The following is a 24,434-nucleotide window of genomic DNA, read 5'->3' on the forward strand; positions in this document are numbered from 1 at the left end:
GGGTTGTGGCGTTGGGCGCGTTGGGCTTGGCGGGGGGTGGCGCGAACTGGGCGGAGGCGGGGAGGGCGAAGGCGAGCAGAGCGGCGGCCGCGATCGCAAATCGGGTCTGGAGCATGAGGTTTCAGGCGGGGAGAAGGGCGCGGGTGGAATCTTGCTAAATCTTAAGTGAATTGAGCGACTCAATCCATCCCTACGTCATGGCCGGGCTTGTCCCGGCCATCCACGCCTTTCTGGCCTTGTGTAGAGGAAGAACGTGGATGCCCGGGCCTTCGCCGCGCCGAAGCGGCTTCGGCCGCGCAGGCGGGACAAGCCCGGGCATGACGGAAATGCAATGTTGGGCATAGCCGCGGCCCCGCGACGCACCTTGAAACCTTGCACCCGGGCCGGGGTCATCCCTACCTGAATAGCGCCGGCCGATGGCTCGCCTGCGGCCGCCCCAGGAGACGGCCATGAACTATCTGCGTACCGCAATGCTGCTCGCCGGCCTCACCGCCCTGTTCATGGGCGTCGGCTATCTGATCGGCGGCGCCACCGGCGCCATGATCGCGCTCGTCATTGCCGCCGCGACCAATCTCTTCACCTACTGGAACTCCGACCGCATGGTGCTCCGCATGTACGGCGCCCATGAGGTCGACCGCACCAGCGCGCCGGAGCTGGTCGGGCTCGTCGCCGAGCTTGCGGGCCGCGCCTCGCTGCCGATGCCGCGTGTGTTCGTAATCGACGAGGCTCAGCCCAACGCGTTCGCGACCGGGCGCAACCCGCAGAATGCGGCGGTCGCCGTCACCACCGGCCTTGTGCATCAGCTCAGCCGCGAGGAACTTGCCGGCGTGATCGCGCACGAGCTCGCGCATATCAAGCATCATGACACGCTGCTGATGACTGTTACCGCGACCATTGCCGGCGCGATCTCGATGCTGGCGCAGTTCGGCATGTTCTTCGGCGGCCATCGCGACAACAACGGCCCCGGCATCGTCGGCTCGATCCTGATGATGATCCTCGCCCCGATCGGTGCCATGCTGGTGCAGATGGCGATCAGCCGTACCCGCGAATATGCCGCGGACAATCTCGGCGCGCGCATTGCGGGCCAGCCGATGTGGCTGGCGTCGGCGCTGCTGAAGATCGAAGGCGCCGCGCATCAGGTCCCGAACTACGATGCCGAGAGAAATCCCGCGACCGCGCACATGTTCATCATCAACCCGCTGTCGGGCCATGGAGTGGACAATCTGTTCGCCACCCATCCTTCGACGCAGAACCGTATCGCGGCGCTCCAGCAGCTCGCGGCCGAGCTCGGCGCGCAGGCATCTCCGTCGGTCGGCGCCAACGAAAACTATCCGCCGCGGAGCCCGTGGGGGCAGTCGTCCTCACGCGGCCCTTCACCTGGTCCTTCCCGTGGCCCTTGGGGCTGATGCGGAACCGGCCGGAATCGCGCCCGGCTTTGTGACCAGCTTTTGTGACCTGGCGCACACAGGATGGTCCCGGCCGGTGTTAACACCATGGCGAGACTGTTCCTTCGAAAGGGGATGCGTGGCCGGTCCTCTGCCTGCCACGGTCGAAGATGACCAAAGCTGCGGTACCATTGCTGATCGTCCTGGGCGTGCTCATTGGCCTGTCCACGCACACGGTCGTCAATTGCGGGGACGAGGACGAGCCCGACATCTGCTCGGCGGTGATCGGATTCTCGCCGCTGCGGGGATCGCTGATCGCGTTCGCCTATGAAGGGCGCGGACGGATCGCGTTGCGCCACGGCGACTGGCGGCGGGCGATCGCGGATTTCGACGAGGCCATCCACCTCAATCCCAACCGCGCCTCGCTGTATCGCGACCGGGCGCAGGCGCGCCGGCAGAACGGCGACCTGGAGCTTGCCATCGAGGATTACGACGAGGCGATCGCGCATGATCCCAGGCACGCCGCGCCCTATCACCAGCGCGGTCTCGCGCTCGCCGCCACCGGCGATCTCGATCGCGCCATCCTGAGCTACAACACGGCGGTCCGTCTCGACCCGTCGGATGCGCAGGCCCGCCTCGATCGTGGCCTTGCATTCCTCGCCCGCGGCCAGGCCGACGACGCCCGCGCCGATTTCGAAGCGGCTCTCGCGCTGCCGGCCGGCAAGGACGGCCGCACCCGCGACGCAGCCCGCGCCAAGCTCGCCGAGCTCGCGAGCGCCGAGCCGAACCAGGCCCCCGCGCCGAGGCGGTGAGATATTTAGAGCTGCGGGCTCTTCCCCTCTCCCCTTGCGGGAGAGGGTGGCTCGCCGCGATAGCGGCGAGACGGGTGAGGGGTATCTATCCTCACGAACAGTGTTGCGCGCGGAAACGACCCCTCATCCGGCGCTTCGCGCCACCTTCTCCCGCAAGGGGAGAAGGAAGAAAGCAGGGCGACTACTTCGCCTTCTTGGCTTTGGCCTTCTTGGCCTTCTTCGCCTTCTTCACCGGCTTCTCCTTCGCCTTCTTCTCCACCTTCGCCGGGATCGGCGTGCTGGCGACGAGGCGCATCGAGCGGGCGTAGCTGTCGGCGACGTTGTCGGCGGACATCTGGAGGCGCTTGGCGGCGGCGGTGGCCTGCTCCATCGTGGCCTTGGCCATCATCTTGAAGCGGTCGCCGGTCTCCTTGCCCTTGGCCTTGGCCGCAAGGCCGTTGAAGCGATCCCGGCGCTCCTTGGCGCGGGTCAAAAGGCCCGTATGCAGCTGTCTGGCCAGTTGCCGGATCACGACATCCAGGTCGGCGTCCGCCATGTTGTTCTATCCTCTAAAAACGGTATCGATGCGGGCGGGACTATGCAGATCGGGCCCCGCCTTGGCAATTCCCGGCGGCGCGTCATCCGCAGCTTCCGGTTACCAAAACAAAAAAGCCGCGCATTTTCGCGCGGCTTTCTGGGGTGGCTTGGCGCAGACGCCTTACTTCAGCGAGGCAACCGGACCGCTCGCCGGTGCCGGGTCGGGGTCGAAGCCGAACACGCCGACCAGATATTTGTAATAGTCCGGCATCTTCTCCTTGAGCGCCTCGCGCGACTTCGGGTCGTGGAATTCGCTCTTGCCGGCCAGGAAGATGCTGGCGGTCACGGCAAAGAATTCCATGGGATTCTTCATCGCATAGGATTCCTTGGGTAACATATCCTTGGACTTGGCAAGGGCGTAATAGCCAATCACGCCCTTGTTGGCGTAGCCGTCCGGCAGCAGCCGCGCGTGATAGGCGTGCAGCAGCTCGTGCAGCAGCACAGCTTCCTTCTCGTAGCGCATCATGTCCGGCCGCAGCATGATCACGCCGAGGCCCGAATCGACCGCGAGGTCGACGGCGTTCGGATTGGTCCAGCGCTGCTTGTCGGGGTCCCAGACCGTCAGCGTCCGGGGTGCGGTGCGCTGGATGTCCGGCGTGACCCGGCCGTAGCACGCGGTCGCGGCGCCTTCGTCGAGGCAGGCGAGCTCGCTCGCGACGATCGGAACGGTGTGGAAGAAGCGCAGCACGCGCGGCGACAGGCCGGAAGCCTCGACGACGTCGATCTGCTGCTTCAGATTGTCGGTGAGCTTGTCGACGTCCTTGCGCTCGGAATTCTCCGTCAGGTCGAACATGTAGCCGCGGTAGCTCTGGAAGCCMGGCGGCAGCGCCTGCGCTGCCCCGGCCGACGCGTCGAGCGCTCCGGCATGGGATGGATTGGCGAAGAGCGCGCCCACAACGGTCGCGGTCAGCAGCAGCGCAACGCGCATGATGAACCCCCTGATGTCACTTCACCCGGCAGAATAGGCCGCCGCCGTTTGCGAAAAGTGAGTGGGGCGAGACTAAGGCACCGATGTTGAGGCGTGCTTAACCGTTGGTTGCAGATCGCGGAGACGGATTAGTGCCGGGTTAACCAAGCGTGGATCGGCGGCGCGCTTCGGCGTAGGATCGAAGCCGGGCACATGCCCGACAGCAATAGCCGGAGGAGGATGCCATGTATGCCGCCATCCGTCAGGCCAAGGCGAAAAGCGGGAGCGCCGAAGAGCTGGCGCGCCGCATCAAGGACGGCGCCGTTCCGATCATCAGCGACGTCGACGGTTTCCGTGCCTACTACGTCGTCTATGCCGGCGACGACACGGTCACCGCGATCTCCATCTTCGACAAGTTCGAGCAGGCGGAGGAGGCGAACCGGCGAGCGATCGCCTGGATCGAGAAGGATCTGGGGCCGCTGCTTGCAGGGCATGCGAGCGCCGCAGCCGGGCCGGTGATCGTGCATACGCTGGCGTGAGGTGCTGGCTGCCGCCACACATTCAACTGTCATCGCCCGCGAAGGCGGGCGATCCAGTACTCCGAGACGGCTGTGATCGAACCGATAAGCCGCGGCGTACTGGATGCCCCGCCTTCGCGGGGCATGACAGCGGTGGGTGTGGCTTGCGCCTTCCGCCAAAGGCGTAGCCGTGCCGCTCACAACTCCCGTGCATTCGAGAACGCGAAACTCGACACCCGCCTTGTCGTCTCATCCAAAATCAGCGTGCGCGTGATCGGCGGCTCGGCGCGCTGGGCGCAGTTTTCGCGTTCGCAGAGGCGGCAGTTGACGCCGATCGGCGTGCCCTCCGTTTTCTCCAAATCCAGGCCGGAGGCGTAGACGAGACGGGCGGCGTGACGGATCTCGCAGCCGAGGCCGATGGCGAAGCGCGGCTGCGGCAGCGGATGCGGCGCGACGGGGCGTCGCACCATCTGCGCGATCGAGAAATAGCGCGTGCCGTCGGAGAGCTCGATCACCTGCTTCAACAGGCGATCCGGCGTGTCGAAGGTCGAGTGCACGTTCCACAACGGACAGGTGCCGCCGAATTTCGAGAACGGGAACGTGCCGGAGGAAAAGCGTTTCGACACGTTGCCGGCATTGTCGACGCGCAGCAGGAAGAACGGAATGCCGCGCGCGTTCGGCCGTTGCAGCGTGGTGAGGCGATGGCAGACTTGCTCGAAGCCGGAATTGAAGCGCTGCGCCAGCACGTGGATGTCGTAGTTCAAGGCCTCCGCCGCGGCCAGGAAGGCCGGGTAGGGCATCATCACGGCCGCCGCAAAATAGTTGGCGAGCGTGATGCGGAACAGGCGGCGTGGCGCGTCGTCGAGCGGGCCGGCGCGGCCGATGATGGTCTCCAGGGCTTGCGCGCATTCGCCCAGGCCCAGCTGGAAGGCGAGCTGGAACGCGCGGCCGGGCGGATCGACCAGCTCGGAGATCAAGAGCTGGCGGCGATGGCGGTCAAAACGCCTGAGCGTCTCGCGCATCACGTCGACCGGCATGATGCGGGTCTGGATCGAATGCTTTTCGCGCAGGCGTGCGGCGAGCGCGGCATAGAGCCCCTCGGCTGGCACGTTCAGTTCGTCGCGAAGAGTCTCTGCGGCCTGCTCCAGCTCCGGAAAATAATTGCGGTTGGCCTCGATCAGCTCGCGCACGCGCTCGACGGGATTGGCCTCATAGCGCGTGCCGACGTCGCGGTCGGCCATGTGCGCCGCGGCCAAGGTCTCGCCCTGGCGGGCCTCGGCATAGGCGGCATAGAGCCGTTGCAGCGCATGGGTGACGCCGGGGCAGAGCTCGGCAAGGTCGCGCAGTTCCTGCTTGGGAACGTCGATCTGGCGGAACAGCGGATCGGAGAAGATCTCGTTCAGCTCGGCGAAGAAGCGGTCCTCGTCGGCAGTCGCGAGGTCGCGCAGGTCGAGGTCATAGGTCTCGGCCAGCCGCAGCAGGATCTGCGCCGTCACCGGGCGCTGGTTGCGCTCGATTAGGTTGACATAGCTCGGCGAGATCCCGAGCCCCTCGGCGATCTGGGTCTGCGACAGCCCCAATTGCTGCCGGATCCGCCGGAAGCGCGGGCCGACGAACAGCTTTTTCCCCGAGACGGCGGGCATTTTCAGATCTCCCAAGGGCACGACAAGCGCATCAAGGACAGTCTTGTTGACCAATATTCTTTACAAGATTTACAAAATAACATCTATTACATGTTCTGATGTTACATGACATCACCATTCGAATACAAGGCCTCTGTACGAACTTCGCTTTCTGGCGTTTAGCTCATGACACGCATTTCGCAATGCACTGTCAAAAATGTCGATGACAAGTTGAGTTGTCATCAGCGAAAGGATCGAGCAGATGAATTACCAGCCCCGTGGCATCAACGCCCTGCAGAGCCCGGCCTCGTATCAGAGCGAGGTCGAGGCAGCCCAGGCGCTCCTCAAGACCCAGCCGACCTGGAACGGGGTGTCCGCCGAGGCCGTCGCGCGCATGCGCCTGCAGAACCGCTTCAAGACCGGTCTGGACATCGCTCGCTACACCGCGGCTTTGATGCGGACCGACATGGCGGCCTACGACAACGATCCGACCAAGTACACGCAGTCGCTGGGCTGCTGGCACGGCTTCATCGCCCAGCAGAAGCTGATCTCGGTCAAGAAGCACTTCGGCGGCAAGACCGATCGCACCTATCTGTACCTGTCCGGCTGGATGATCGCTGCGCTGCGCTCCGAGTTCGGACCGCTGCCTGACCAGTCGATGCACGAGAAGACCTCGGTGCCCGCCCTGATCGAGGAGCTCTACACCTTCCTGCGTCAGGCCGACTCGCGCGAGCTGAACGACATCTTCCGCAGCCTCGATAAGGCGCGCAAGGAAGGCGACAAGACCAGGGAGAAGGAGCTGATCGAGAAGATCGACAACTTCCAGACCCATGTCGTGCCTGTCATCGCCGACATCGACGCGGGCTTCGGCAACGCGGAGGCGACCTATCTGCTCGCCAAGAAGATGATCGAGGCGGGCGCCTGCGCGCTCCAGATCGAGAACCAGGTCTCGGACGAGAAGCAGTGCGGTCACCAGGACGGCAAGGTCACCGTGCCGCACGAGGTGTTCCTGGCGAAGATCCGCGCCTGCCGCCATGCTTTCCTCGAGCTCGGCATCGAAGACGGTGTCGTCGTGACCCGTACCGACTCGCTCGGCGCCGGCCTGACGCAGCAGATTGCCGTCAGCCACAAGCCCGGCGACCTCGGCGATCAGTACAACAGCTTCCTCGATTGCGAGGAAATCACGCCGGAGAACGCCCGCAACGGTGACGTCATCATCAACCGTAACGGCAAGATGATGCGTCCCAAGCGCCTCCCCAGCAACCTCTACCAGTTCCGTCCCGGCACTGGCGAAGACCGCTGTGTGCTCGACAGCATCACCTCGCTGCAGAACGGCGCCGACCTGCTTTGGATCGAGACCGAGAAGCCGCATATCGAGCAGATCGCCAAGATGGTCGACCGGATCCGCAAGGTGGTTCCGAACGCGAAGCTGGCCTACAACAACTCGCCGTCGTTCAACTGGACCCTCAACTTCCGTTGGCAGGTCTACGACGCAATGAAGGAAGCCGGCCAGGACGTCAGCAAGTACAACCGTGCCGAGCTGATGAAGCCGGAATACGACGACACGCCGCTGGCGAAGGAAGCCGACGAGCGGATCCGCACCTTCCAGGCCGACTCAGCCAAGCGTGCCGGCATCTTCCATCACCTGATCACGTTGCCGACCTACCACACGGCGGCGCTCTCGACCGACAATCTGGCCAAGGAATATTTCGGCGACCAGGGCATGCTCGGCTACGTGAAGAACGTGCAGCGCGCCGAGATCCGCCAGGGTATCGCCTGCGCCAAGCATCAGAACATGGCCGGCTCCGACATCGGCGACGACCACAAGGAATACTTCGCGGGCGAGGCTGCCCTGAAGGCGGGCGGCGCCCACAACACGATGAACCAGTTCGGCTAACGCACCACGCTATCCAAGAGGAGACTGACATGACCAAAGGCAGCAATTTCTGGGTGATCGGCGGCGAGTTCGGTTCGATGAACTTCCATAAGCTCGTGGAAGGCTCCGCCCAGGTGCAGGGTCCGTTCAAGACCCGCAAGGAAGCCGAGGATGCCTGGCGCTCGGTCTCGGAAGAGAACCGCCACAAGGCCGGCGTCCGCTTCTCGATCGTGGAAGAGCCGTCGCGGGTCTCGGCCTGACGGCTGCCTGACCAATTAAGAAGACGTCCAAGGACGGAGGGTCCCATCCGGCGCAAGCCGGGTGGGATCGTCTGTTTTTGGTACAGGTGAATCGGCTGTGGGCGCGTAAGTCTCTGGAATTGTGGGCCCTTTGCGGACCGTTTGGTTGCTGATAGGTTAATGGCGTAAAGTCGAGGACGAGGCCGACAATGTCAGAGCCTGAGACCAGCGGGACCCATCCGAGCCAGCCGCGCCCGGTGCGGCTGCGCGACGCGCTGCTGCGCGCACGGATCGAGGCCGCCGACCGGACTGGTGTGGTCGTCGATTTGCGCGACGCGGAGGTGGCGCGGCTGGAGATCCTCAACGATGCGCTCGATCCCCTGTTCGCGCAGGTGCCCGACCAGATCGACCTGTTCGATCGCGGCATCAGCCAGGGCGATACGCCCAGGCTCTGGATCGATGTCGTCGCACACATCATGATGGGGCGCGACAAGCGGATGTATCGCTTCGTCCAGGACACCCGCTTCGGCCGCATCGTGCTCGCCGAATCGCACGACACCGCAATGATCGTCGAAGCCGTGACGGACTACGTCGCCCGCCGCATGATCGAGCGCGAGCACGGCATGGTGGTGCCATCAGAGCCGAAGCCCGCGGCCGCCGAGCCGCCGCGCCGCTCGCGCCTGTGGCCGTTCGTGTTCGGATTCATTTTCGGCGCGGCCGCCTTGTTCGGCCTCGCCGTGCTGGCGGCCCTGCGGAGCTGGTGAGACGCTCGCCGTCGTCATTGCGAGCGCAGCGAAGCAATCCAGGAATCTTTCCGCGGAGAAACTCCGGATTGCTTCGCGGAGCCTGTCATCGGGCCGCGCTTCGCGCGGACCCGTTGGCTCGCAATGACGGCGAACTAGATCAACCTTGCCTGCTTGATCTGCCGGATCTGAAATCCGGACCCGAGGCCCCGCACCGTCTGCTCGCAGCGCCAGCCGGCATTGTCTTTCTCGATCGTGAACAGGTTATACGCTGCCGCCGGGTAGCGCCCGTGGGCGAGCGCGGAGGCCGACGGCACGCCGACCGCGGGGATGTTGCCGTTGGGGCCCTCGAACCACATCGTCGAATGAATGTGGTCGTGCCCGTGCAGGATCAGCTCGACGCCGTGACGCTTGATCAGTGCCAGCAGCGCACCCGCATCGGTCATCCGTTTCTGGCGCGCGCCGGACTTCAGGGGATGATGCACCAGCAGCACGCGGAAGGCGTCCTCGGCGGCGAGGCGGTCGAGGACCGCCTCGAGGGACGCGAGCTGATCGCGGCCGAGCGTGCCCGTCGCCATCAGCGGCAGGGTCGGCACCGCCGTGGACAGGCTGATGAGCGCGAGCGGCCCGCGCCGGCGTACGCCCGGAAAGCCGACGCTGCCGTCATCGCCAGTGAGATAAGGCGCAAACGTCTCGCCGAAGCGGTGAGAGGTGGCGCGGACATAGGCATCGTGATTGCCGGGAATGGTGGTGACGCGGTCGGGCGGACCGACGCCGTCGAGCCAGGCGCGCGCCGGCGCGAACTCCGCCTCCAGCGCCAGATTGACGAGATCGCCTGTGACCGCGATGTGGTCGGGCGTCTGCGCCTGGACGTCGGCGACGAGCGCGTCGAGCACCTCGCGGCGCTGGTATTTGTGGCGGTTGCGCGTCCAGTTGACGTAGCCGAGCGCGCGCTTGCCCGCGAGCTCGATCAGCCGTGGCTTCGGCAACGGCGGCAGATGCGGGTCGGACAGATGGGCGAGCGTGAAGGGGGCCATGGCGCGCGATTGCCTCGCTATTCGTCCGCTGTAATGGCAAGGTCGCGAGGACTGTGCAAGCGGGGCCCGGACCGGGGCCTCATGGCAGTTTTCTTGGGAGTTTTCTTGGGAGTTTCTTTGGGAGCCTGATGGGGGATCGTCTGAACAGCGTCCGACGGACATTCGAACCGCTGCTGCGGCGAATCTTCCACGTCTATTTCCTGCTTGTCCGCGGCATGACGCTCGGCGTCCGCGCCGTGGTGCTGGATTCCGAGAACCGGGTGTTCCTGGTCAGGCACAGCTACATCACCGGCTGGTATCTGCCCGGCGGCGGCGTCGATCTCGGCGAGACCATGGAGCAGGCGATGCGGCGCGAGCTCAAGGAGGAAGGGGACATCGATCTCACCGGTGACGCGGTGCTGCACGGCATCTTCCTCAACAGCCACGTCTCCCGCCGCGACCACGTCGCGGTCTACGTGGTCAGGCAGTTCAAGCAGGATCGCGTCCCTGAGCCCAACCACGAGATCGTCGAATGCGGATTCTTCGCGATCAATGCGCTGCCCGAGGGCACCACGCACGGCACGCGGCAAAGGCTCGCGGAAGTGCTGGATGGCAAGCCGCCGACCGCGACGTGGCGGTGAGGAGATTTGGCGTTGAAGCGATCTGACGTTGAAGCGATCCGGCCGAATCCTCAAGCCCGAACCGGCTGCCCGATCCCCAGCAAGTTACCTTCGCTGTCGCGGAACCAGGCGCCCCGCTCGCCAGTACCCTTGCTCGGATAGTTTCCCGCGATCTCCGCAATTCCATCGACGGTCTTCAAGCCGGGCAGGTCATAGTCCTCGAACGCGACGCCGCGTGTGCGAAGTTCGCGCACAGTTGCCTCGAGATCCTCGACTTCCCACCCCATTTGCGTGTGCGTGCCGGATTGCGTGCCGGCCGAGACGAATATCGCAAACTCGCCGGCCGCACAGACGTAACGGAGCCCACCCTCGCGCTGTTCGACCGGCTCGAGCCCGAGCTTTTCCGAATAGAACGCCCGCGCGCGGTCGAGGTCTTTGGCTGGAAGCCGGGTTGCCACTTTCGCGTTCTTCAGCATGCCCGCTCTCCCTGTCTTTGCCTCGCGACGACGCTGGATTTCTTCGGCTACGCGGTCATGACTCGACGCCCTGACGGCCCTGCTTCGCCTGCAACTCCAGCACCAGCAGGCTCTGCTCCTGGATCAGCGCGCAGTTCTGCCGCTCCAGCCTGTGCAGTCGCGCCGTCATGTTGTGCATGAACGCGAACACCACCAGGAACAGGGCGCCGAACATCACGACGAACGGAAACACGACGCCGGTCAGATGGCTGACCAGGTAGGCCAGTGTCGGAAACAGCGTGAAGCCCGCGGGGATGATCGCCACCATGGACAGCATCAGGAAGTCATAGAGATCGAACTTGCCCTGCATCGTCTTGCGCAGCAGCACCAGCATGTAGATCAGCGCAAAGGCGGAGACGACGACGACCGTCTCCGGACTTGGAAGGGCATCTGTCACGGTTGCCTCCTCAGAAGGTTCGACGAGATGATGAGACCACAAATCGGGGCGGGGACGCTCGGCGTCATGACGCCCTCACGAGGCGCGCGAGCAGGATATAACCGAGGACGCGGATCATGTAGCTCGCCGACTTCAATCCGTCGATCGAGCTGACGCCGGTCTCGCGCGCCCGCATCTCGACCGGAACTTCGCTGACGGTGAGGCCTGCGCGCATGGCCCAGGCCAGCGAGATCGGCTCCGGAAAATCCGTCGGATACGCTTTTGCGAAGAAGGCGATGGCGGAACGGTCGAGCAAGCGCATGCCGCTGGTCGGATCGGTGATGCGGCCGCCGCTGAAGAGACCGTTGAGCGCCAGCACGATCAGCCTGATGCCGGCGCGCCGCATGCGCGTGGAGCAGAAACCGGCATGGTCGATGAAGCGGCTTCCGATGGTGATGTTGGTCGGTTCGTTGCGATAGGCCTCCAGAAGCGTCTCGATGGCGCGCGGATCATGCTGCCCGTCGCCGTCGATCTGGATGCAGAAATCAAAATTCTGACGCGCCGCGTATTTGATGCCGGTTTGCACGGCGCCGCCGATGCCGAGATTCTGCGCGAGGCGGGCGACCGGCGAGCGGCAGCTTGCCACCGCGGACGTCGCGTCCGACGAGCCGTCGTCGACGACCAAGGTGTGGTAGCCGCGGCCGGTCGCGGCGATCTCGCTCAGCAGACCGCCGACCGAGGCCTCCTCGTTGAAGCAGGGAATGATGATGAGGACGCGCGACGTGCCCTGCTGCGGTGCGGCGACACCGTTGCGGCACGTGTCAGTTGAACCCAAGCCCAGTCCCATATCGGCCACGTCTGCCTCACCTCCAGAATCCCCACTTTGCTATACTTGCCGGTGCTTTTCCTGTACAGGCGGCGGGCCATTTCAAGCTGCGGGGGCCGCCCGGCGAATGCCGATGAGAGCTGTTAAAGTATTTTTTTCAATTGTGTTTCTGGCAATTCTGGCCAGCAACATCAGGCTGATCTCGCATTGGAGCGAGAGCCGCGGCGTTTATGACGACATCTGCTATCTCAGGCAGGCGCATCTGTTCCAGCGCTTCGGCTGGCAAGGGCTCGACACCAGTCTCGCCCGTGAAACCGACGGCTATCTCGCGGCCAAGTTGCGCAGTATCGATTTTCCGAACTGGACCGAACCGACGCGGGCACCCTGCCACACCCAGACTGCCGACGGCAGCAAATGGGTGATGACGCCGCCGCCGGGCACGGGCTTCGTGCTGGCACTGTTCCCGGAGGGATTCCAGGTCGTTCCGCTCTATATGCTGGCCAACGCGATCGTCGCCGGCCTTGCGCTGTTCGGCTTGTGGCGGGCGCAGGAGAAGGTCGGCTTGACGCTCGCCGCATTGCTCGGCGCGCTCTCGATCTACTTCATGATCAATCCGACCAAGGCGAGCTATTCGATGGCGCCGACCATGGTCGTCTGCGCGCTGGCGGGTCTGCTCACCGCAAGACTGTTCGTCGATGAAGGCCGGCGCCGCCTGCTGATGGTCGCTGCCGTCGGCGTGCTGCTCGGCCTGTCCGCGAGCTTTCGGATCGCGAACGTGGTTCTGTCGGCCGGCTATTTCCTGTTCTTCGGATTGTCGTTCCTGATCTGGCGTACCCGCGAGACGTTCGTCTCAGGTCTCGCGCTCGGCCTTTCGTTCCTCGTCGGGCTGTTGCCGGTGTTTGCGGCGAACCTGGTCAATTCGGGCAATCCGCTGGTCTCGGCCTATGGCGGCCAGGATACGGCCCCGCGGAGCCTCGACCCGGCCGTGCTGCTGGCCTATCTCCGCGACACGCAATTCCCGTTGATCGTGATTGCCTGCGTCGGGACCGCGCTGTTGTGGCGCTTCGCCGGCCATGGCGGCGTCAGGAAACTCGCGTTGCTGGTGGCAGGCAATCTCGCGCTGAATCTGGCGTTCTTTGCCACGCATCCGGTCTTCACGCAGTATTACGTCATCCCGATCCTGATGCTGTCGCTCTGGACGCTGCTGTTCGCGGCGGTCCTCAGCCGCGGTCCGGCACAGGGTTTTATCGCCCACGAGGCCGATGGACCGCGGCCGTCTGAGATGTTATCCCGCATCTCGCATTGACGCGTTTTCCTGACGCGAACCTGAAACCACTTCGCTCGAAGACGCATGCCGACATGACCGATCTCTCGCTCACCATCCTTCCGGAAGCCGCCGGCGACGCCCAGGCGATCGAACGGCTGCACGAGCGCACCTTCGGCCCCGGCCGTTTCGTGCTTAGCGCTTACCGCATTCGCGAGCACGTCGACCATCTGCTCGAATTGTCCTTCACCGCCCGCATCGGCACGCTGCTGGTCGGCTCGGTCAGGCAATTGCCGGTGCTGGTCGGCGAGACGCAGGCCCTGCTGCTCGGTCCGCTCACCGTCGAGCCGCCGTTCCGCGACCGCGGCATCGGCCGTCTCCTGATGGAGCGCGCGCTGAAGGACGCCAAGGAGAAGGGGCACCGTCTGGTGCTGCTGGTCGGCGACGAGCCCTATTACAGCCGCGTCGGCTTCAAGCCGGTGCCGAAGGGCCGCGTCACCATGCCGGGCCCGGTCGACGCCGCGCGCGTGCTGGTGTTCGAACTCGTCGACGGCGCATTCGAGGGCGTGTCGGGGCAGGTAACGCCCGACTGGAGCAAGGCGCGAGGCTAGGGCTACGATACCTCTTGCGGAGTATCCATGATGCAGGTGCGGTCCGTTGATGCCGGTGAAGTCGATCATCTCGCTCAGCTGTGGCACGATGCCTGGCATGGGTCACATGCCTCGCTTGCGCCGCCAGAACTGGTCCGCCTTCGCACGCTCCCGAATTTTCGCGATCGGCTGGCGGTCATGCTTCCCGACATCCGCGTCGTCGGCCCGGCCGGCGCGCCGCTCGGCTTCTGCGCCGTCAGGGCTGACGAATTGTATCAGCTCTTCGTATCGCCGAAGGCGCACGGCGCGGGCGTGGCCGCGGCGCTGATCTCCGACGCAGAGGCCCGCCTTGCCGCGCGCGGCGTGGAGCTGGCGTGGCTGGCCTGCGCCGTCGGCAACGCGCGCGCTGCGCGGTTCTACGAGAAGAGCGGTTGGCGCAACGCCGGCACCTTCGTGATGATGACGGACACCTCGAACGGGCCGTTCCCCGTCGATCAATGGCGCTTCGAGAAGCGGCTGACGCGCAGCCCGTAGCCCGGAATTCGCTCCGCTCCATCCGGGCTACGGCTCACTCAACGCGCCTGTGCCGGGGCCCGCGGGCCCCGGCTGTCGCAAGGCTAGAACTTGAAAAGGCTAGAACTTGAAGTTGGCAAACGCCCGCACGCCGATGCCGGGCATCAGAACCTCGTCCTTGGTGTAGGACACCGAGTTGCGGATGTTTTCGTTGAGGAGATTGTTGCCGACGATGCCGGCCGTCATCTCGCGCGCGCCGAACAGACGCGGATCGAGCTTGGTCTTGTAGCTGACCTCGGCCTTCAGCAGATTGTAGCCCGGCGTCGGCGTCTCCGCGATCACGGCGACGTTGTTCTGCGCGAAAGCGTGCAACAGGTTGACGCGCATCAGCCAGTTGTCGTCGCGCCAGAACACGCCGCCGCCTATCCGCAGCGGCGGAATGCGCGGCACGTTGGTGCCGTCGGTGAAGGTGGCGCGCACCACGTCGAACTGGTTCTCGATGCCCCAGATGCCGCCCTGGAATGCGCCGACGTCGAGCTGCGACTGGAATTCGCCGCCGCGGAAATTGGCATTGCGTTGCGAATAGACGGCCTGGTTCAACTCGGCGCCCGGCGTGCCGCAGGACGCAAAACTGTCGTCGCACATCACGCCGGTGAGGCGGCGAAAGATGAAATTGTCGAAATGCGTGTAGTAGACGGTCGCCTCGAACCGGAACGGCCCCGTCGCCTTGCGCAGTCCAACCTCGACCGACTCAGCGGTCTCGATCGTGAGGTTCGGATTGCCGATGTCGAACGTCGCGGTCGCATCATGCGCACCGCGCGAGAACAGTTCGGCCGGCTTCGGCGCGCGCTCGACATATTGTGCGGTGATGCTGCCGACCATGCCGCCCGGCAGGTCCTGCAACAGGCCGATGCTGCCGCTCTTCGGCGTGAAGGACGGATTGCGTGCGATGCCCACCTGCGGCGTGCCGTCGGGTAGATAATCCGGCGGGAAGTTCGGCGTCGTGCCGTGCAGCTCGACATGCTCGATGCGGCCGGCGATCTGGGCTCGCGTCGCGTCCGTGAACTTGAACTCGTTGAAGGCGTAAGCGGCAACGCGGGTGTTGTTGTTGGGGTCCCACAGGCCGTTGAACAGCGTACCGGGATTGTCAGGGCTCGGCGCGGTCAATTCCTGATGGCCGACCTGAAAGCCCAGCGCCGTCGTCACCTCGGCGAAGCGCGCGTTGAACGGCATCAACTGCACCTCGGTGCGGATCTCCTGCTCCTTGTTGGTGAAGGTCTGCCGCACACCGTCGGTGTTGGGATCGGCGGGATCGGCAAGGCCGATCTCGTTGTGTCGATAATCCGTGGCGCCAGCCCAGAAGCGGATGGTGTCGATCGCGGCGGCATCGGGCCGGTACTCGCCCTTGACGTTGATCTTGGTCTGGTGCGCGTCGATCCGGGTGTTGTGGTCGGCGCCGTCGATGCCGGGGATATGGTAGAGCGAGTCGTTCTGCGTGATCGACGCGCCGATATAGCCGCCCTGGAAGAAGTAGGAGCCGCCGATCGAGGCGCCGTCCGTGCGCGACGCCGAATTGGGCTGGCGCCCGTTTGTGATGGTCCGGGTCTGGTCGGTCAAATAGGGGTAGCTCGGGATGCCGTAATCCGTCGTGTTGCGGCCGTAGACGTCGGCATGGAGCGCGAAATTGCCGGCGCCGGTGTCGAGCAGCACGCCGCTCTCGACACCGCGATCGACCGAGCTGAACGCGGAACGCGTCTCGGCCGTGACGCAGGGCGATGTTCCGGCGGTTGCGAGTGGCGCCTTCACCGGCATGCCATAACTCTGGAACGGCTGGGCACCGCAGGTTGGCAGCGCGTCCGGAATCCGGTTGTTGGTCGCGCTGACGACGCCGCCGATCGAGGTCGAGCCGTAGCGCAAGGCGGCCGGCCCGCGCACCACCTCGACCTGGTTGGTCGCGAGCGTATCGATCGGGACGAAGTGATCCTCGCCGAGATCGGATGCGCCGTTCGCATTGGTGCCGTTCTCGACGATGCCGACGCGGTTGACGTCGAGGCCCCGGATGATCGGCCGGCTGGAGGCGCCAGGTGCAAAGCTCGAGCCGGTGATGCCGGGCTTGGAGAACAGCAGATCGCCGAGCTGGCCGCCGCCCTCGCGGCGGATCTCCTCGTTCGGCACCACGGTGACGGTGGCGAACTGGTTGGTGACGATCGGCAGCACGCCCTGCTGGGGCGTGGAGGCCGTCGCTGGCGCCGCCGGCGCAGCTTCCGCCGCGCGTTGCTGGCCGCGCGACCGTCCGGTGCGCGCGACATGGACCGGGCTGCGGGTCGGCACCACCCTGCGCACGATCGGGCTCGGCGCCGTCACGGTGACGGCGGGGATCTCGGTCGATGATTTATCTTGCGCAGGCTGTTGTACCGGCTCTTGGGCGAGCGCCGATGTGGCGGCGGCGCCGAGCAGGAGCAGGCTTGCTCCACCCAGACGCTGCGCGCGTCGCAATTCAAATGACATAGTCCTGATTCCAGTCAGGCGCCGTCCGCAAGATTTGGTGCTGATCGGAGGCGGCCTGCCGTCGCAGCGCGACGGAATTCGACTTCAACTTCTCCCGTGCGTTCGCCTGAAAGCGGCGAGCCGGGCGTGATCAAGTGATGTCTGGAGTCAGGACGCGGGAGGGGCGCGGGGCTGGAACGCGGTGCCGGCCGATTTCAGATGGACGAATTCGGCATCGGTGGTGAGCTGAAGCAGCTCGATCGCCTGCGGCAGCAGGAGCACAGGCGGCGTCGCGGATACGACGGTACCCGCCATCGCGACCACGGCGCAGATCGCGCAATTGTCCTCGCCCGGCTGCTCCCGGTCGGGGCCGGCGGGCGATTGCTTCTGGACCGCGGCGCGGTCGATCGAAGCGATACTCTTGCCGCTGTCGGTCTGCTGAAGCGAGGACTGGGCGAGGGGAGCGGCCTGGGCGAACCAATGGCTATGGCCGAACGTCAACGCGAACTGCACCAGCATCGCGAACAACGCGAGCCGGGCGCCGTGCCTGATATTCGACCGGAACCACTTCATCTGGAAAAGCCACCCCACATCGCGAGGCGCCGACCCCCTCGGCTTCCTGCGATGTTATAATGTAACATCGCAGGAACGGTCAGCTTATGTCAACGGAAGTCAGACGATCTCGCGCGGGTGGCCGCGCGATGTGTCGTTCAGGCAACTAACGCCCTTCGCGGACCCAGGTCGCAGCAAACGCGCCGAGCAGCAGCAGCAGGCCGATCAGGCCGGCGAAGATCGGCAGCACCCCGACGCCCTTCACGACGCTGGCGTCGCGCATCCGCACGCCCATCCAGCCATCGCCGGCGAAGACGCTCGCCGAACGCACCGGCACGATGCGCGGCAGCTCGACGCTGGTGCCGTCGACCACGCGCACGGCATTGCCGCCGGTCGCCTGCGTCAGCGGCTTCAGGGTCTCAGTCGTGGAGGTGACTTCCGAAAACTCCTTCGGATTGGTCGGGCCGACATTGATCAGCGCCTTCAGCGTGCCGTCGGTCGCCTGCCACAGGCCGAGCTCGCTGGCCGGCAGGCTGGCGCGCCACTCGCCGGGATCGGCAGGCGCGAGCGTCAGGTCCTGCGATACGCCGGACGGCGAGGTCACGCTGACCGGCTGGACGCTGTCCGACATGGTCTGGCGCACCACGACGAGGTCCTTGCCCTGCACCTGGAGGCGCAGCGCCTCTTCATCGAGGTCCGGCTGCTTCATCAGCCAGTGCGACATCCGCCGCAAGAGATCGAGATGCGGGCCGCCGCCTTCATAGCCGCGCGCCCACAGCCAGATGTGGTCGGAGAGCAAGAGCGCGACGCGGCCCTCGCCGAAGCGCGACAGGAACAGGAGCGGCTTGCCGTCGACGCCCGTCATCACCGGCGGGTTGACCGCATTGCGGGTGTCGACGGTGCGGAAGAACCGGCTCCAGCGCGGCGGTTCGCTCGCGGAGCCTTCGAGGCCACGCGTGACCGGATGGCGTTTTCCGATCTCCGACAGATGGGCATAGAACGGCTTCTCGGTCACGCCGACGGGTTCTGCCGGCAGCACCGAATCCAGCGGCGTGCGCCAGATGCTGGTGTTGGAGGCATAGTCGGGGCCGGCCGAGACCAGCACTGCGCCGCCCGCGCGGACATAGCGCGCGATGTTGTCGAAATAGGCGATTGGCAGCACGCCCTGGCGGGCATAGCGGTCGAAGATGATCAGCTGGAATTCGTTGATCTTCTGCTGGAACAGCTCGCGGGTCGGAAACGCGATCAGCGACAGCTCGTTGATCGGCGTGCCGTCCTGCTTCTCCGGCGGACGCAGAATGGTGAAGTGCACGAGGTCGACGCTGGCGTCGGACTTCAGCAGGTTGCGCCAGGTGCGCTCGCCGGAATGCGGCTCACCCGAGACCAGCAGCACGCGCAGCTTGTCGCGCACGCCGTCGATGGCGACGACCGCGCGGTTGTTCACCGGCGTCAGCTCTTTCTCGAGCGGTGAGGCCTCGATCTCGACGATGTTCGGGCCGGCATGCTTGATGTCGACGTCGACGCTTGCGCTCTGGCCGCTTCCCAGCGTGCGCTCGCCCAGGACCTCGCCGTCCCTGCGGATCGTGACCTTGGCGCGCTCGCCGGTTACGCCCTGGTCGTCGAGGCGGTAGGTGATGGTCTGGGTCTGTCCGACGATGCCGAAGCGCGGCGCGGCCGTGATCGCAATGCGGCGGTCGCGCTCGTCCTTCTGCCCGGTGATCAGCGCGTGCACCGGCGCCTGGAAGCCGAGCCCGGCGGTGTTGGCCGGGATGTCGTGGACCCGGCCGTCGGTGATCAGGAACGCGCCGGCGACACGGTCGACCGGCACGTCCGACAGCGCGGTGGCCAGCGCCCCGAACAGTTTTGTGCCGTCGGTCTCGCCATCGGCCTGTCCGGCGTCGACGACGCGGACCTCGAGGCCCTTGATCTTCTTCAGGCTGTCGACCAGCGCTTCCTGCGCTTGCGCGGCCTCGCGATTGCGGTTGCCGAAATTCTGGCTCGGGCTCTTGTCGACCACGACGGCGGCGACCGAGGTGAGGGGATCGCGGTCCTCGCGGGTGAAGGAGGGATTGGCGAGCGCCAGCAGGAACAGCGCCAGCGCGGCCACGCGCACGGCTGCACCGCGCGCACGCGCCACCAGCAGCACGAGCGCAACGACGACGATCGCGGCGAGCGCGAGCCACAGGACGATCGCGGGAACAAGCGGCGTGAACGCAATGCCGTAATTCATGTCGATCCTATTGCCCCAGCCGTTCGATCAGGGCCGGTGCGTGCACCTGGTCGGCCTTGTAGTTGCCGGTCAGGGTGTACATCACGATGTTGGCGCCGGCGCGGTAGGCGAATTCGCGCTGGCGGGCGTCGCCGCCGGACATCGGCAGCATGAACTGACCGTCGAGCCGCTGCGCCCAGGCGCCGGCCAGATCGTTCGAGGTGATGATGATGGGCGAGACGCCGTCGCCGCCGCGGGCCGGCCGCTGCGCGCTGTCGTCGTCCTCATCGCGCGGCAGGGCCTCGACCCAGGTCTGGCCGGTGCTGAAACGGCCCGGGAAGTCGCGCAACAGATAAAAAGTCTTGGTCAGCACGTGCTCGCGCGGCACCGGTTCGAGCTCGGGCACGTCGAGCGACGACAGGATCTCGCGCAGCGTCTGCATGCCCGGGGTCTGTGCCGCGCCGTTCTCGCCGGGCGGCGCTTCGATCGCGTCGCGGGTGTCGAACAGCACGGTGCCACCCTGCTTCATGTAGGCGTCGATCTTGTTGATGGCATCCTGCGGCGGCTTGGGTGCGCCCGGCACGATCGGCCAGTAGATCAGCGGGAAGAAGGCGAGCTCGTCGCGTCCGGGATCGATGCCGACGGGATCGCCGGCCTCCAGCGCGGTGCGCTGCGCCAGGAATTGCGTCAGACCGGACATGCCGGCCTTGACGATGGAATCGACGTCGGCATTGCCGGTGACGACATAGGCGAGGCGGGTTTGCGACACCGCCTTCATGGCGAACTCGTCGGACGCGCCATCGGCGCGCGACGGCGCGGGCGTAAGCGACACCAGGCCTGCAAGCGCCAGCCCGACGACGATCATGGCTGTCGCGGCGCGCCGGCGCAGCAGCGCGGCGATCCCGCCGCCGAGCACCGCGACAATGATGGCGTCGATCAGGAACAGCGCGAGTGCCGTCGACAGCAGCCAGCCGCGCAGGTCGCGCGGTTCGGCATTGGTGTAGGTCGCGTGCCGGGCGCGCAGGCCTGTGGTGTTCAGCGCGGCGATGCGGTCGGAAGCTGCGAGCGTGTTCACGGCGAGCGGTCCTTCTGCCGGACCATAGAAGCCGGGCGGATGATCAGGCGTAGCGCGGTCGCGATAATCCGCGGGCAGCGGCTTTGCGGTGGCCGGCGGCGGACCGAACGCGCCGAAGCCGTCGAGGATGTGCAGCGGCGCCACCGTCTCGGTGCTCGCCTCGGCCGCGACCCCGGGCCCGGGCTTGGCGGTGTAGCCGGACATGTCGACGACCCGGCGCAGCATTTCGACGAAGGTGCCCGACATCGGCAGGTCAGACCAGCGCATGTCGGCGCTGACGTGGAACAGGCTGACCAGGCCCTTGCCGCGATGCTCGCCGGTGACGAGCGGCGTGCCGTCTTCCAGCGAGGCCCAGCTCTTGGTGGCGAGCACCGCGTCGGGCTCGGCCAGGACCTGGCGGTTTACGGTGACGTCCTTGGGGACGGCGACGCCGGCAAACGGGCCGTTCGCCGCGAAGGCGGCGAGATGCTGCGGCTTCTCCCAGGTCAGGCTGCCGCCGAGCGTGCGGCCGCCCTTGCGCAGCTTGACCGGCACGAGATCGTCCTCGGCCTGCGCGAGCCTTGGACCGGCGAAGCGCACCAGCACGCCGCCCTGGTCGATCCAGGCGTTGAGGCGCTCGCGGATTTCAGGAGCGACGGTGCCGACATCGGCGAGGATGATCATCGGCAGCTTCTGGTCGAGGAATTGGGTGATGCCCTGCTGCGGCGAGCCCCGGTCGGCGAGCCGCACGTCGGCGAACGGCGCCAGCGCACGGGTCAGGTAGAAGGTCGGCGCCAGCAGCGGTTGCGCGGTCTCGCTGGTCGTGCCGGTGACGATGCCGATGGCGCGGCGGCGCCACCGCTTGTCGAGCAGTTGCACCGCGCCGGCCGAACGCTCGCCCGATATCTCGAGCCGCGTGATGTCGTTGCGCAGCTCGACCGGCAGGTCGAACGAGGCTTCGGTCTCCTTGTCCTGCGGGCCGAACGAATAACGCGCTTCGCCGATCGGCGAGGACTTCTGGTCCAGCGCGCGCACGGTGCCGACGGCGATGCCGCTTTCGGTGCGCAGCACCTTCACCGTCATCTTGGCGGCGGCGTTCTCGGCGGCGACGAGCGCCAGCGGGGCGGACGTGCCGCCTTCGAACACTGTCAGGCTGCGATCTCCGATGGTCTTGCCAAGGCCCTGCACGAAATCCTCGCCACGGCCGGTATCGACGCCATCCGAGAGCCAGGCGATCTCGCAGTCGCCGGTGGCCTTCAGGAAACGGTCGATGGCGGTCAGGGTTTCAACGCGATCGATCGAGTAGGGCTTTGGCGCGAGCTGGCGCAATGCGACGCGCGCCGCACCCGCCGGCATCAGGGTGATGTCGCGGTTCGGCTCGGACAGCGGCACCAGCGCGATGGCGCGGCGGTCGTTGTCGGCATTGGCGATCAGCTCGTCGGCGGCCCTGACCCTGACATCCCAGTGCGATGCGGCGCTCCAGCCGTCATCGAACATGATCATCAGCGGCGCCTTGCTGCCGGCGGCGCCCGTTTGCGGATTCCAGATCGGGCCGGCGGCGGCGAAAATGACGAGGGCCGCAGCCAAAAGCCGCAGCGCGGTCAGCCACCACGGCGTCCGCGAGGGCGTCTCTTCCCTTGGCGCGATGTCGAACAGCAGGCGCGTCGGCGGAAACTCGATGCGGCGCGGCCGCGGCGGCATCACGCGCAGCAGCCACCACAGCACCGGCAGGCTGACGAGGCCGATCAGGAGCAGCGGTTCGGTGAAGGCGAGCGGCAATCCCATCATGCGGCCGGCCCCACCTTGATCGTCGTGGTGCGGGTGCCCGATTTGCTCACCTGCATGCCGGCATGCAGGAACAGCAAGAGCTCGGCGGCGGAGCGGTCGGTCGCATGGGTCGTGAACAGCCAGTTGAGTCTGCTGGTCTCGGCGCGGATCTGGTCGCGGTGCAGCGCGAGCCGCGCGGTGTAGTCCTGCGCCCAGGTCTCGGCGCGGCCCGCCGTGATCACGCCGAAGCCCTCGGGCTCGACGAACTCGACGCGGCCGGAATAAGGGAAGGACTCCTCGGCGGGATCGACCACCTGCACCATCGTGCCATGCGCGCCGGAGCCGGACAGGCCCGCGAGCGTGGATTTGATTTCCGCGATCGGCGACCAGAAATCCGACAGCACGATGATCTCGGCGAGCGCGGAAGGCACGAAGGACGGCGGCAGGCTCAGCCGGTCGGCATCGTCATGCAGCATCGCCTGCGCCATCTTGTCGATGACGCTGCGGCTCGCGGTCGGCGCCATCAGTCCGGGAATGCCGACGCGTTCGCCGCCCGAGACCAGAAGCTCGGCCAGCGCGAAGGCGACGATCAGCGTCCGCTCAAGCTTGGATTCGCGAGCGGTCTTGGAGGCGAACGCCATCGAGGGCGAGCGGTCGGGCCAGATCCACACAGTGTGCGAGGCTTCCCATTCAAGCTCGCGCACATAGAGATGGTCGTCGCGCGCCGAGCGGCGCCAGTCGACGTTCTGCGCCGGCTCGCCGGAGACGAAGCGGCGGTATTGCCAGAAATTTTCACCGGAACCGGCGCGGCGCCTTCCGTGCAGGCCGTGGATGACGTTGGCGGCGATACGGCGGGCTTCGAGCACCAGGCGCGGCAGCGAAGCGGCGAGCGTACGGCTTTCGCCATCGGCACGTCGGATCGCGATGATCTCCTTCGCTGTGTGCCCGTTGTCTGCGGCCATCAACCGATCCGAGCCTTCAATTGTTTGATCACGTCCGGAATCGTGCGGCCTTCGGCGCGCGCCTGGAACGTCAGCGCCATGCGGTGCTTCAATATGGGCTCGGCGAGGTCGAGCACGTCGTCGATCGAGGGCGCCAGGCGTCCGTCGATCAGCGCGCGTGCGCGCACGGCGAGCATCAAGGATTGGCTGGCGCGCGGGCCGGGACCCCAGGCGATGAACTTGCCGGTCTCGCCGCTCTCCTCGCCCGGACGGGCCGAGCGGACCAGCGACAGGATCGCCTCCACCACGGAATCGCCGACCGGCAGACGGCGGATCAGCCGCTGCGCGGTGATCAGCGCATCTGCGTTCATCGATCCCTTCGCCAGCGTCTCCTCGGCACCCGTGGTCTCGAACAGGATGCGGCGCTCGGCGTCGCGATCGGGATAGTCGACGTCGATCTCCATCAGGAAGCGGTCGAGCTGGGCTTCCGGCAGCGGATAGGTGCCTTCCTGCTCCAGCGGGTTTTGCGTGGCGAGCACGTGGAACGGCTTCGGCAGGTCGTGACGCGCGCCGGCGACGGTGATGTGCTGCTCCTGCATCGCCTGGAGCAGCGCCGACTGCGTGCGCGGGCTGGCGCGGTTGATCTCGTCCGCCATCAGCAGCTGCGCGAACACGGGACCGGAGATGAAGCGGAAGGAGCGTTTGCCGGCGGTGCTTTCGTCGAGCACTTCGGCACCGAGAATATCCGACGGCATCAAATCGGGCGTGAACTGGATGCGCTTGGCGTCGAGACCCAGCGTGATGCCGAGCGTCTCGACAAGCTTGGTCTTGGCGAGGCCGGGCACGCCGATCAGCAGCGCATGGCCGCCGGAGAGGATGGTGACGAGCGTGTTCTCGATCACCCGATCCTGGCCGAAGATGACGGACGCGATTGCGTCTTTCGCCGCGCGAATCTGGCTCGACACCTGCTCGGCCGAACGGACGATTCCGTCTTCCAGTTTCTCGACACTTTCCGCCATCCGTCAG

23 protein-coding genes are annotated in these 24,434 nt (G+C 66.0%); 10 read left to right on the plus strand and 13 right to left on the minus strand.

Annotation, left to right across the window (positions count from 1 at the left end):
• Positions 1-449: 449 nt before the first annotated feature.
• Positions 450-1,406: a zinc metalloprotease HtpX gene (gene htpX / locus AC1DW2_RS35840; protein WP_477008339.1), complete on the plus strand. Its 957-nt coding sequence runs from the start codon at positions 450-452 to the stop codon at positions 1,404-1,406.
• Between the two features lie 149 nt (positions 1,407-1,555).
• Positions 1,556-2,197, plus strand: a complete 642-nt coding sequence (locus tag AC1DW2_RS35845; RefSeq protein WP_028158277.1) for a tetratricopeptide repeat protein — start codon at positions 1,556-1,558, stop codon at positions 2,195-2,197.
• A gap of 181 nt (positions 2,198-2,378) precedes the next feature.
• On the opposite strand, the gene AC1DW2_RS35850 is transcribed toward AC1DW2_RS35845, so the two are convergent.
• The gene (locus AC1DW2_RS35850) at positions 2,379-2,732 is read right to left on the minus strand and encodes a hypothetical protein (RefSeq protein WP_247314390.1); all 354 of its coding nucleotides are present in this window, start codon (positions 2,730-2,732) and stop codon (positions 2,379-2,381) included.
• A gap of 162 nt (positions 2,733-2,894) precedes the next feature.
• Positions 2,895-3,701, minus strand: a complete 807-nt coding sequence (locus AC1DW2_RS35855; protein ID WP_354248047.1) for a hypothetical protein — start codon at positions 3,699-3,701, stop codon at positions 2,895-2,897.
• A 224-nt stretch (positions 3,702-3,925) separates the two neighbouring features.
• Between AC1DW2_RS35855 and AC1DW2_RS35860 the strand changes: the two genes are divergently transcribed.
• Entirely contained in the window at positions 3,926-4,219 is a 294-nt protein-coding gene (locus AC1DW2_RS35860) for an antibiotic biosynthesis monooxygenase (protein WP_014497428.1), read from the plus strand.
• Between the two features lie 176 nt (positions 4,220-4,395).
• On the opposite strand, the gene AC1DW2_RS35865 is transcribed toward AC1DW2_RS35860, so the two are convergent.
• The gene (locus AC1DW2_RS35865) at positions 4,396-5,841 is read right to left on the minus strand and encodes a helix-turn-helix domain-containing protein (protein WP_071916200.1); all 1,446 of its coding nucleotides are present in this window, start codon (positions 5,839-5,841) and stop codon (positions 4,396-4,398) included.
• A 241-nt stretch (positions 5,842-6,082) separates the two neighbouring features.
• Here AC1DW2_RS35865 and AC1DW2_RS35870 point away from each other — a divergent pair, with 241 nt between their 5' ends.
• From AC1DW2_RS35870 to AC1DW2_RS35880, 3 genes are all read left to right on the plus strand, one after another.
• On the plus strand, positions 6,083-7,717 hold the full coding sequence (locus AC1DW2_RS35870; protein ID WP_166350172.1) for an isocitrate lyase: 1,635 nt from the start codon (positions 6,083-6,085) through the stop codon (positions 7,715-7,717).
• Positions 7,718-7,746: 29 nt separating this feature from the next.
• A complete protein-coding gene (locus tag AC1DW2_RS35875; RefSeq protein WP_008137787.1) occupies positions 7,747-7,956 on the plus strand; it encodes a DUF4170 domain-containing protein in 210 nt (69 codons plus the stop codon).
• A gap of 188 nt (positions 7,957-8,144) precedes the next feature.
• Complete coding sequence (locus tag AC1DW2_RS35880; RefSeq protein ID WP_477008340.1) at positions 8,145-8,699, plus strand: hypothetical protein; 555 nt, start codon at positions 8,145-8,147, stop codon at positions 8,697-8,699.
• Between the two features lie 134 nt (positions 8,700-8,833).
• On the opposite strand, the gene AC1DW2_RS35885 is transcribed toward AC1DW2_RS35880, so the two are convergent.
• Complete coding sequence (locus AC1DW2_RS35885) at positions 8,834-9,715, minus strand: metallophosphoesterase family protein (RefSeq protein ID WP_354131825.1); 882 nt, start codon at positions 9,713-9,715, stop codon at positions 8,834-8,836.
• A gap of 128 nt (positions 9,716-9,843) precedes the next feature.
• Here AC1DW2_RS35885 and AC1DW2_RS35890 point away from each other — a divergent pair, with 128 nt between their 5' ends.
• The gene (locus AC1DW2_RS35890; protein WP_477008341.1) at positions 9,844-10,335 is read left to right on the plus strand and encodes an NUDIX domain-containing protein; all 492 of its coding nucleotides are present in this window, start codon (positions 9,844-9,846) and stop codon (positions 10,333-10,335) included.
• A 50-nt stretch (positions 10,336-10,385) separates the two neighbouring features.
• On the opposite strand, the gene AC1DW2_RS35895 is transcribed toward AC1DW2_RS35890, so the two are convergent.
• The 3 genes from AC1DW2_RS35895 to AC1DW2_RS35905 all read right to left on the minus strand — a co-directional run bounded on the left by AC1DW2_RS35895 (position 10,386) and on the right by AC1DW2_RS35905 (position 12,040).
• Positions 10,386-10,790 (minus strand): VOC family protein, encoded by a 405-nt coding sequence (locus tag AC1DW2_RS35895; protein WP_477008342.1) that lies wholly within the window; start codon positions 10,788-10,790, stop codon positions 10,386-10,388.
• 55 nt (positions 10,791-10,845) lie between these two features.
• The gene (locus tag AC1DW2_RS35900) at positions 10,846-11,226 is read right to left on the minus strand and encodes a DUF2304 domain-containing protein (protein ID WP_063985170.1); all 381 of its coding nucleotides are present in this window, start codon (positions 11,224-11,226) and stop codon (positions 10,846-10,848) included.
• Positions 11,227-11,290: 64 nt separating this feature from the next.
• Positions 11,291-12,040, minus strand: a complete 750-nt coding sequence (locus AC1DW2_RS35905; RefSeq protein ID WP_477008343.1) for a glycosyltransferase family 2 protein — start codon at positions 12,038-12,040, stop codon at positions 11,291-11,293.
• A gap of 124 nt (positions 12,041-12,164) precedes the next feature.
• On the opposite strand from AC1DW2_RS35905, the gene AC1DW2_RS35910 reads away from it, so the two are divergent.
• The 3 genes from AC1DW2_RS35910 to AC1DW2_RS35920 are packed head-to-tail and all read left to right on the plus strand — an operon-like array spanning position 12,165 to position 14,419.
• Positions 12,165-13,337: a hypothetical protein gene (locus AC1DW2_RS35910; RefSeq protein WP_477008344.1), complete on the plus strand. Its 1,173-nt coding sequence runs from the start codon at positions 12,165-12,167 to the stop codon at positions 13,335-13,337.
• Between the two features lie 53 nt (positions 13,338-13,390).
• A complete protein-coding gene (locus AC1DW2_RS35915; RefSeq protein WP_063986635.1) occupies positions 13,391-13,906 on the plus strand; it encodes a GNAT family N-acetyltransferase in 516 nt (171 codons plus the stop codon).
• A 30-nt stretch (positions 13,907-13,936) separates the two neighbouring features.
• Positions 13,937-14,419: a GNAT family N-acetyltransferase gene (locus AC1DW2_RS35920; protein ID WP_477008366.1), complete on the plus strand. Its 483-nt coding sequence runs from the start codon at positions 13,937-13,939 to the stop codon at positions 14,417-14,419.
• 99 nt (positions 14,420-14,518) lie between these two features.
• Here the strand turns inward: AC1DW2_RS35920 and AC1DW2_RS35925 are convergent, their stop codons facing one another.
• From AC1DW2_RS35925 to AC1DW2_RS35950, 6 genes are all read right to left on the minus strand, one after another.
• Entirely contained in the window at positions 14,519-16,906 is a 2,388-nt protein-coding gene (locus AC1DW2_RS35925) for a TonB-dependent receptor (RefSeq protein ID WP_477008345.1), read from the minus strand.
• Positions 16,907-17,053: 147 nt separating this feature from the next.
• On the minus strand, positions 17,054-17,458 hold the full coding sequence (locus AC1DW2_RS35930; protein ID WP_063985167.1) for a DUF2946 domain-containing protein: 405 nt from the start codon (positions 17,456-17,458) through the stop codon (positions 17,054-17,056).
• Positions 17,459-17,603: 145 nt separating this feature from the next.
• On the minus strand, positions 17,604-19,667 hold the full coding sequence (locus AC1DW2_RS35935; RefSeq protein WP_166350186.1) for a hypothetical protein: 2,064 nt from the start codon (positions 19,665-19,667) through the stop codon (positions 17,604-17,606).
• Positions 19,668-19,674: 7 nt separating this feature from the next.
• A complete protein-coding gene (locus tag AC1DW2_RS35940; protein ID WP_477008346.1) occupies positions 19,675-22,488 on the minus strand; it encodes a DUF4159 domain-containing protein in 2,814 nt (937 codons plus the stop codon).
• The gene (locus tag AC1DW2_RS35945) at positions 22,485-23,429 is read right to left on the minus strand and encodes a DUF58 domain-containing protein (RefSeq protein ID WP_028148638.1); all 945 of its coding nucleotides are present in this window, start codon (positions 23,427-23,429) and stop codon (positions 22,485-22,487) included. The genes AC1DW2_RS35940 and AC1DW2_RS35945 overlap by 4 nt, the downstream gene beginning before the upstream one ends.
• Entirely contained in the window at positions 23,429-24,427 is a 999-nt protein-coding gene (locus AC1DW2_RS35950) for an AAA family ATPase (protein WP_071916189.1), read from the minus strand. Before AC1DW2_RS35950 ends, AC1DW2_RS35945 begins: the two co-directional genes overlap by 1 nt.
• Between the last annotated feature and the right edge of the window lie 7 nt (positions 24,428-24,434).

It is taken from the genome of Bradyrhizobium sp. P3_C3 (genome assembly GCF_056402655.1).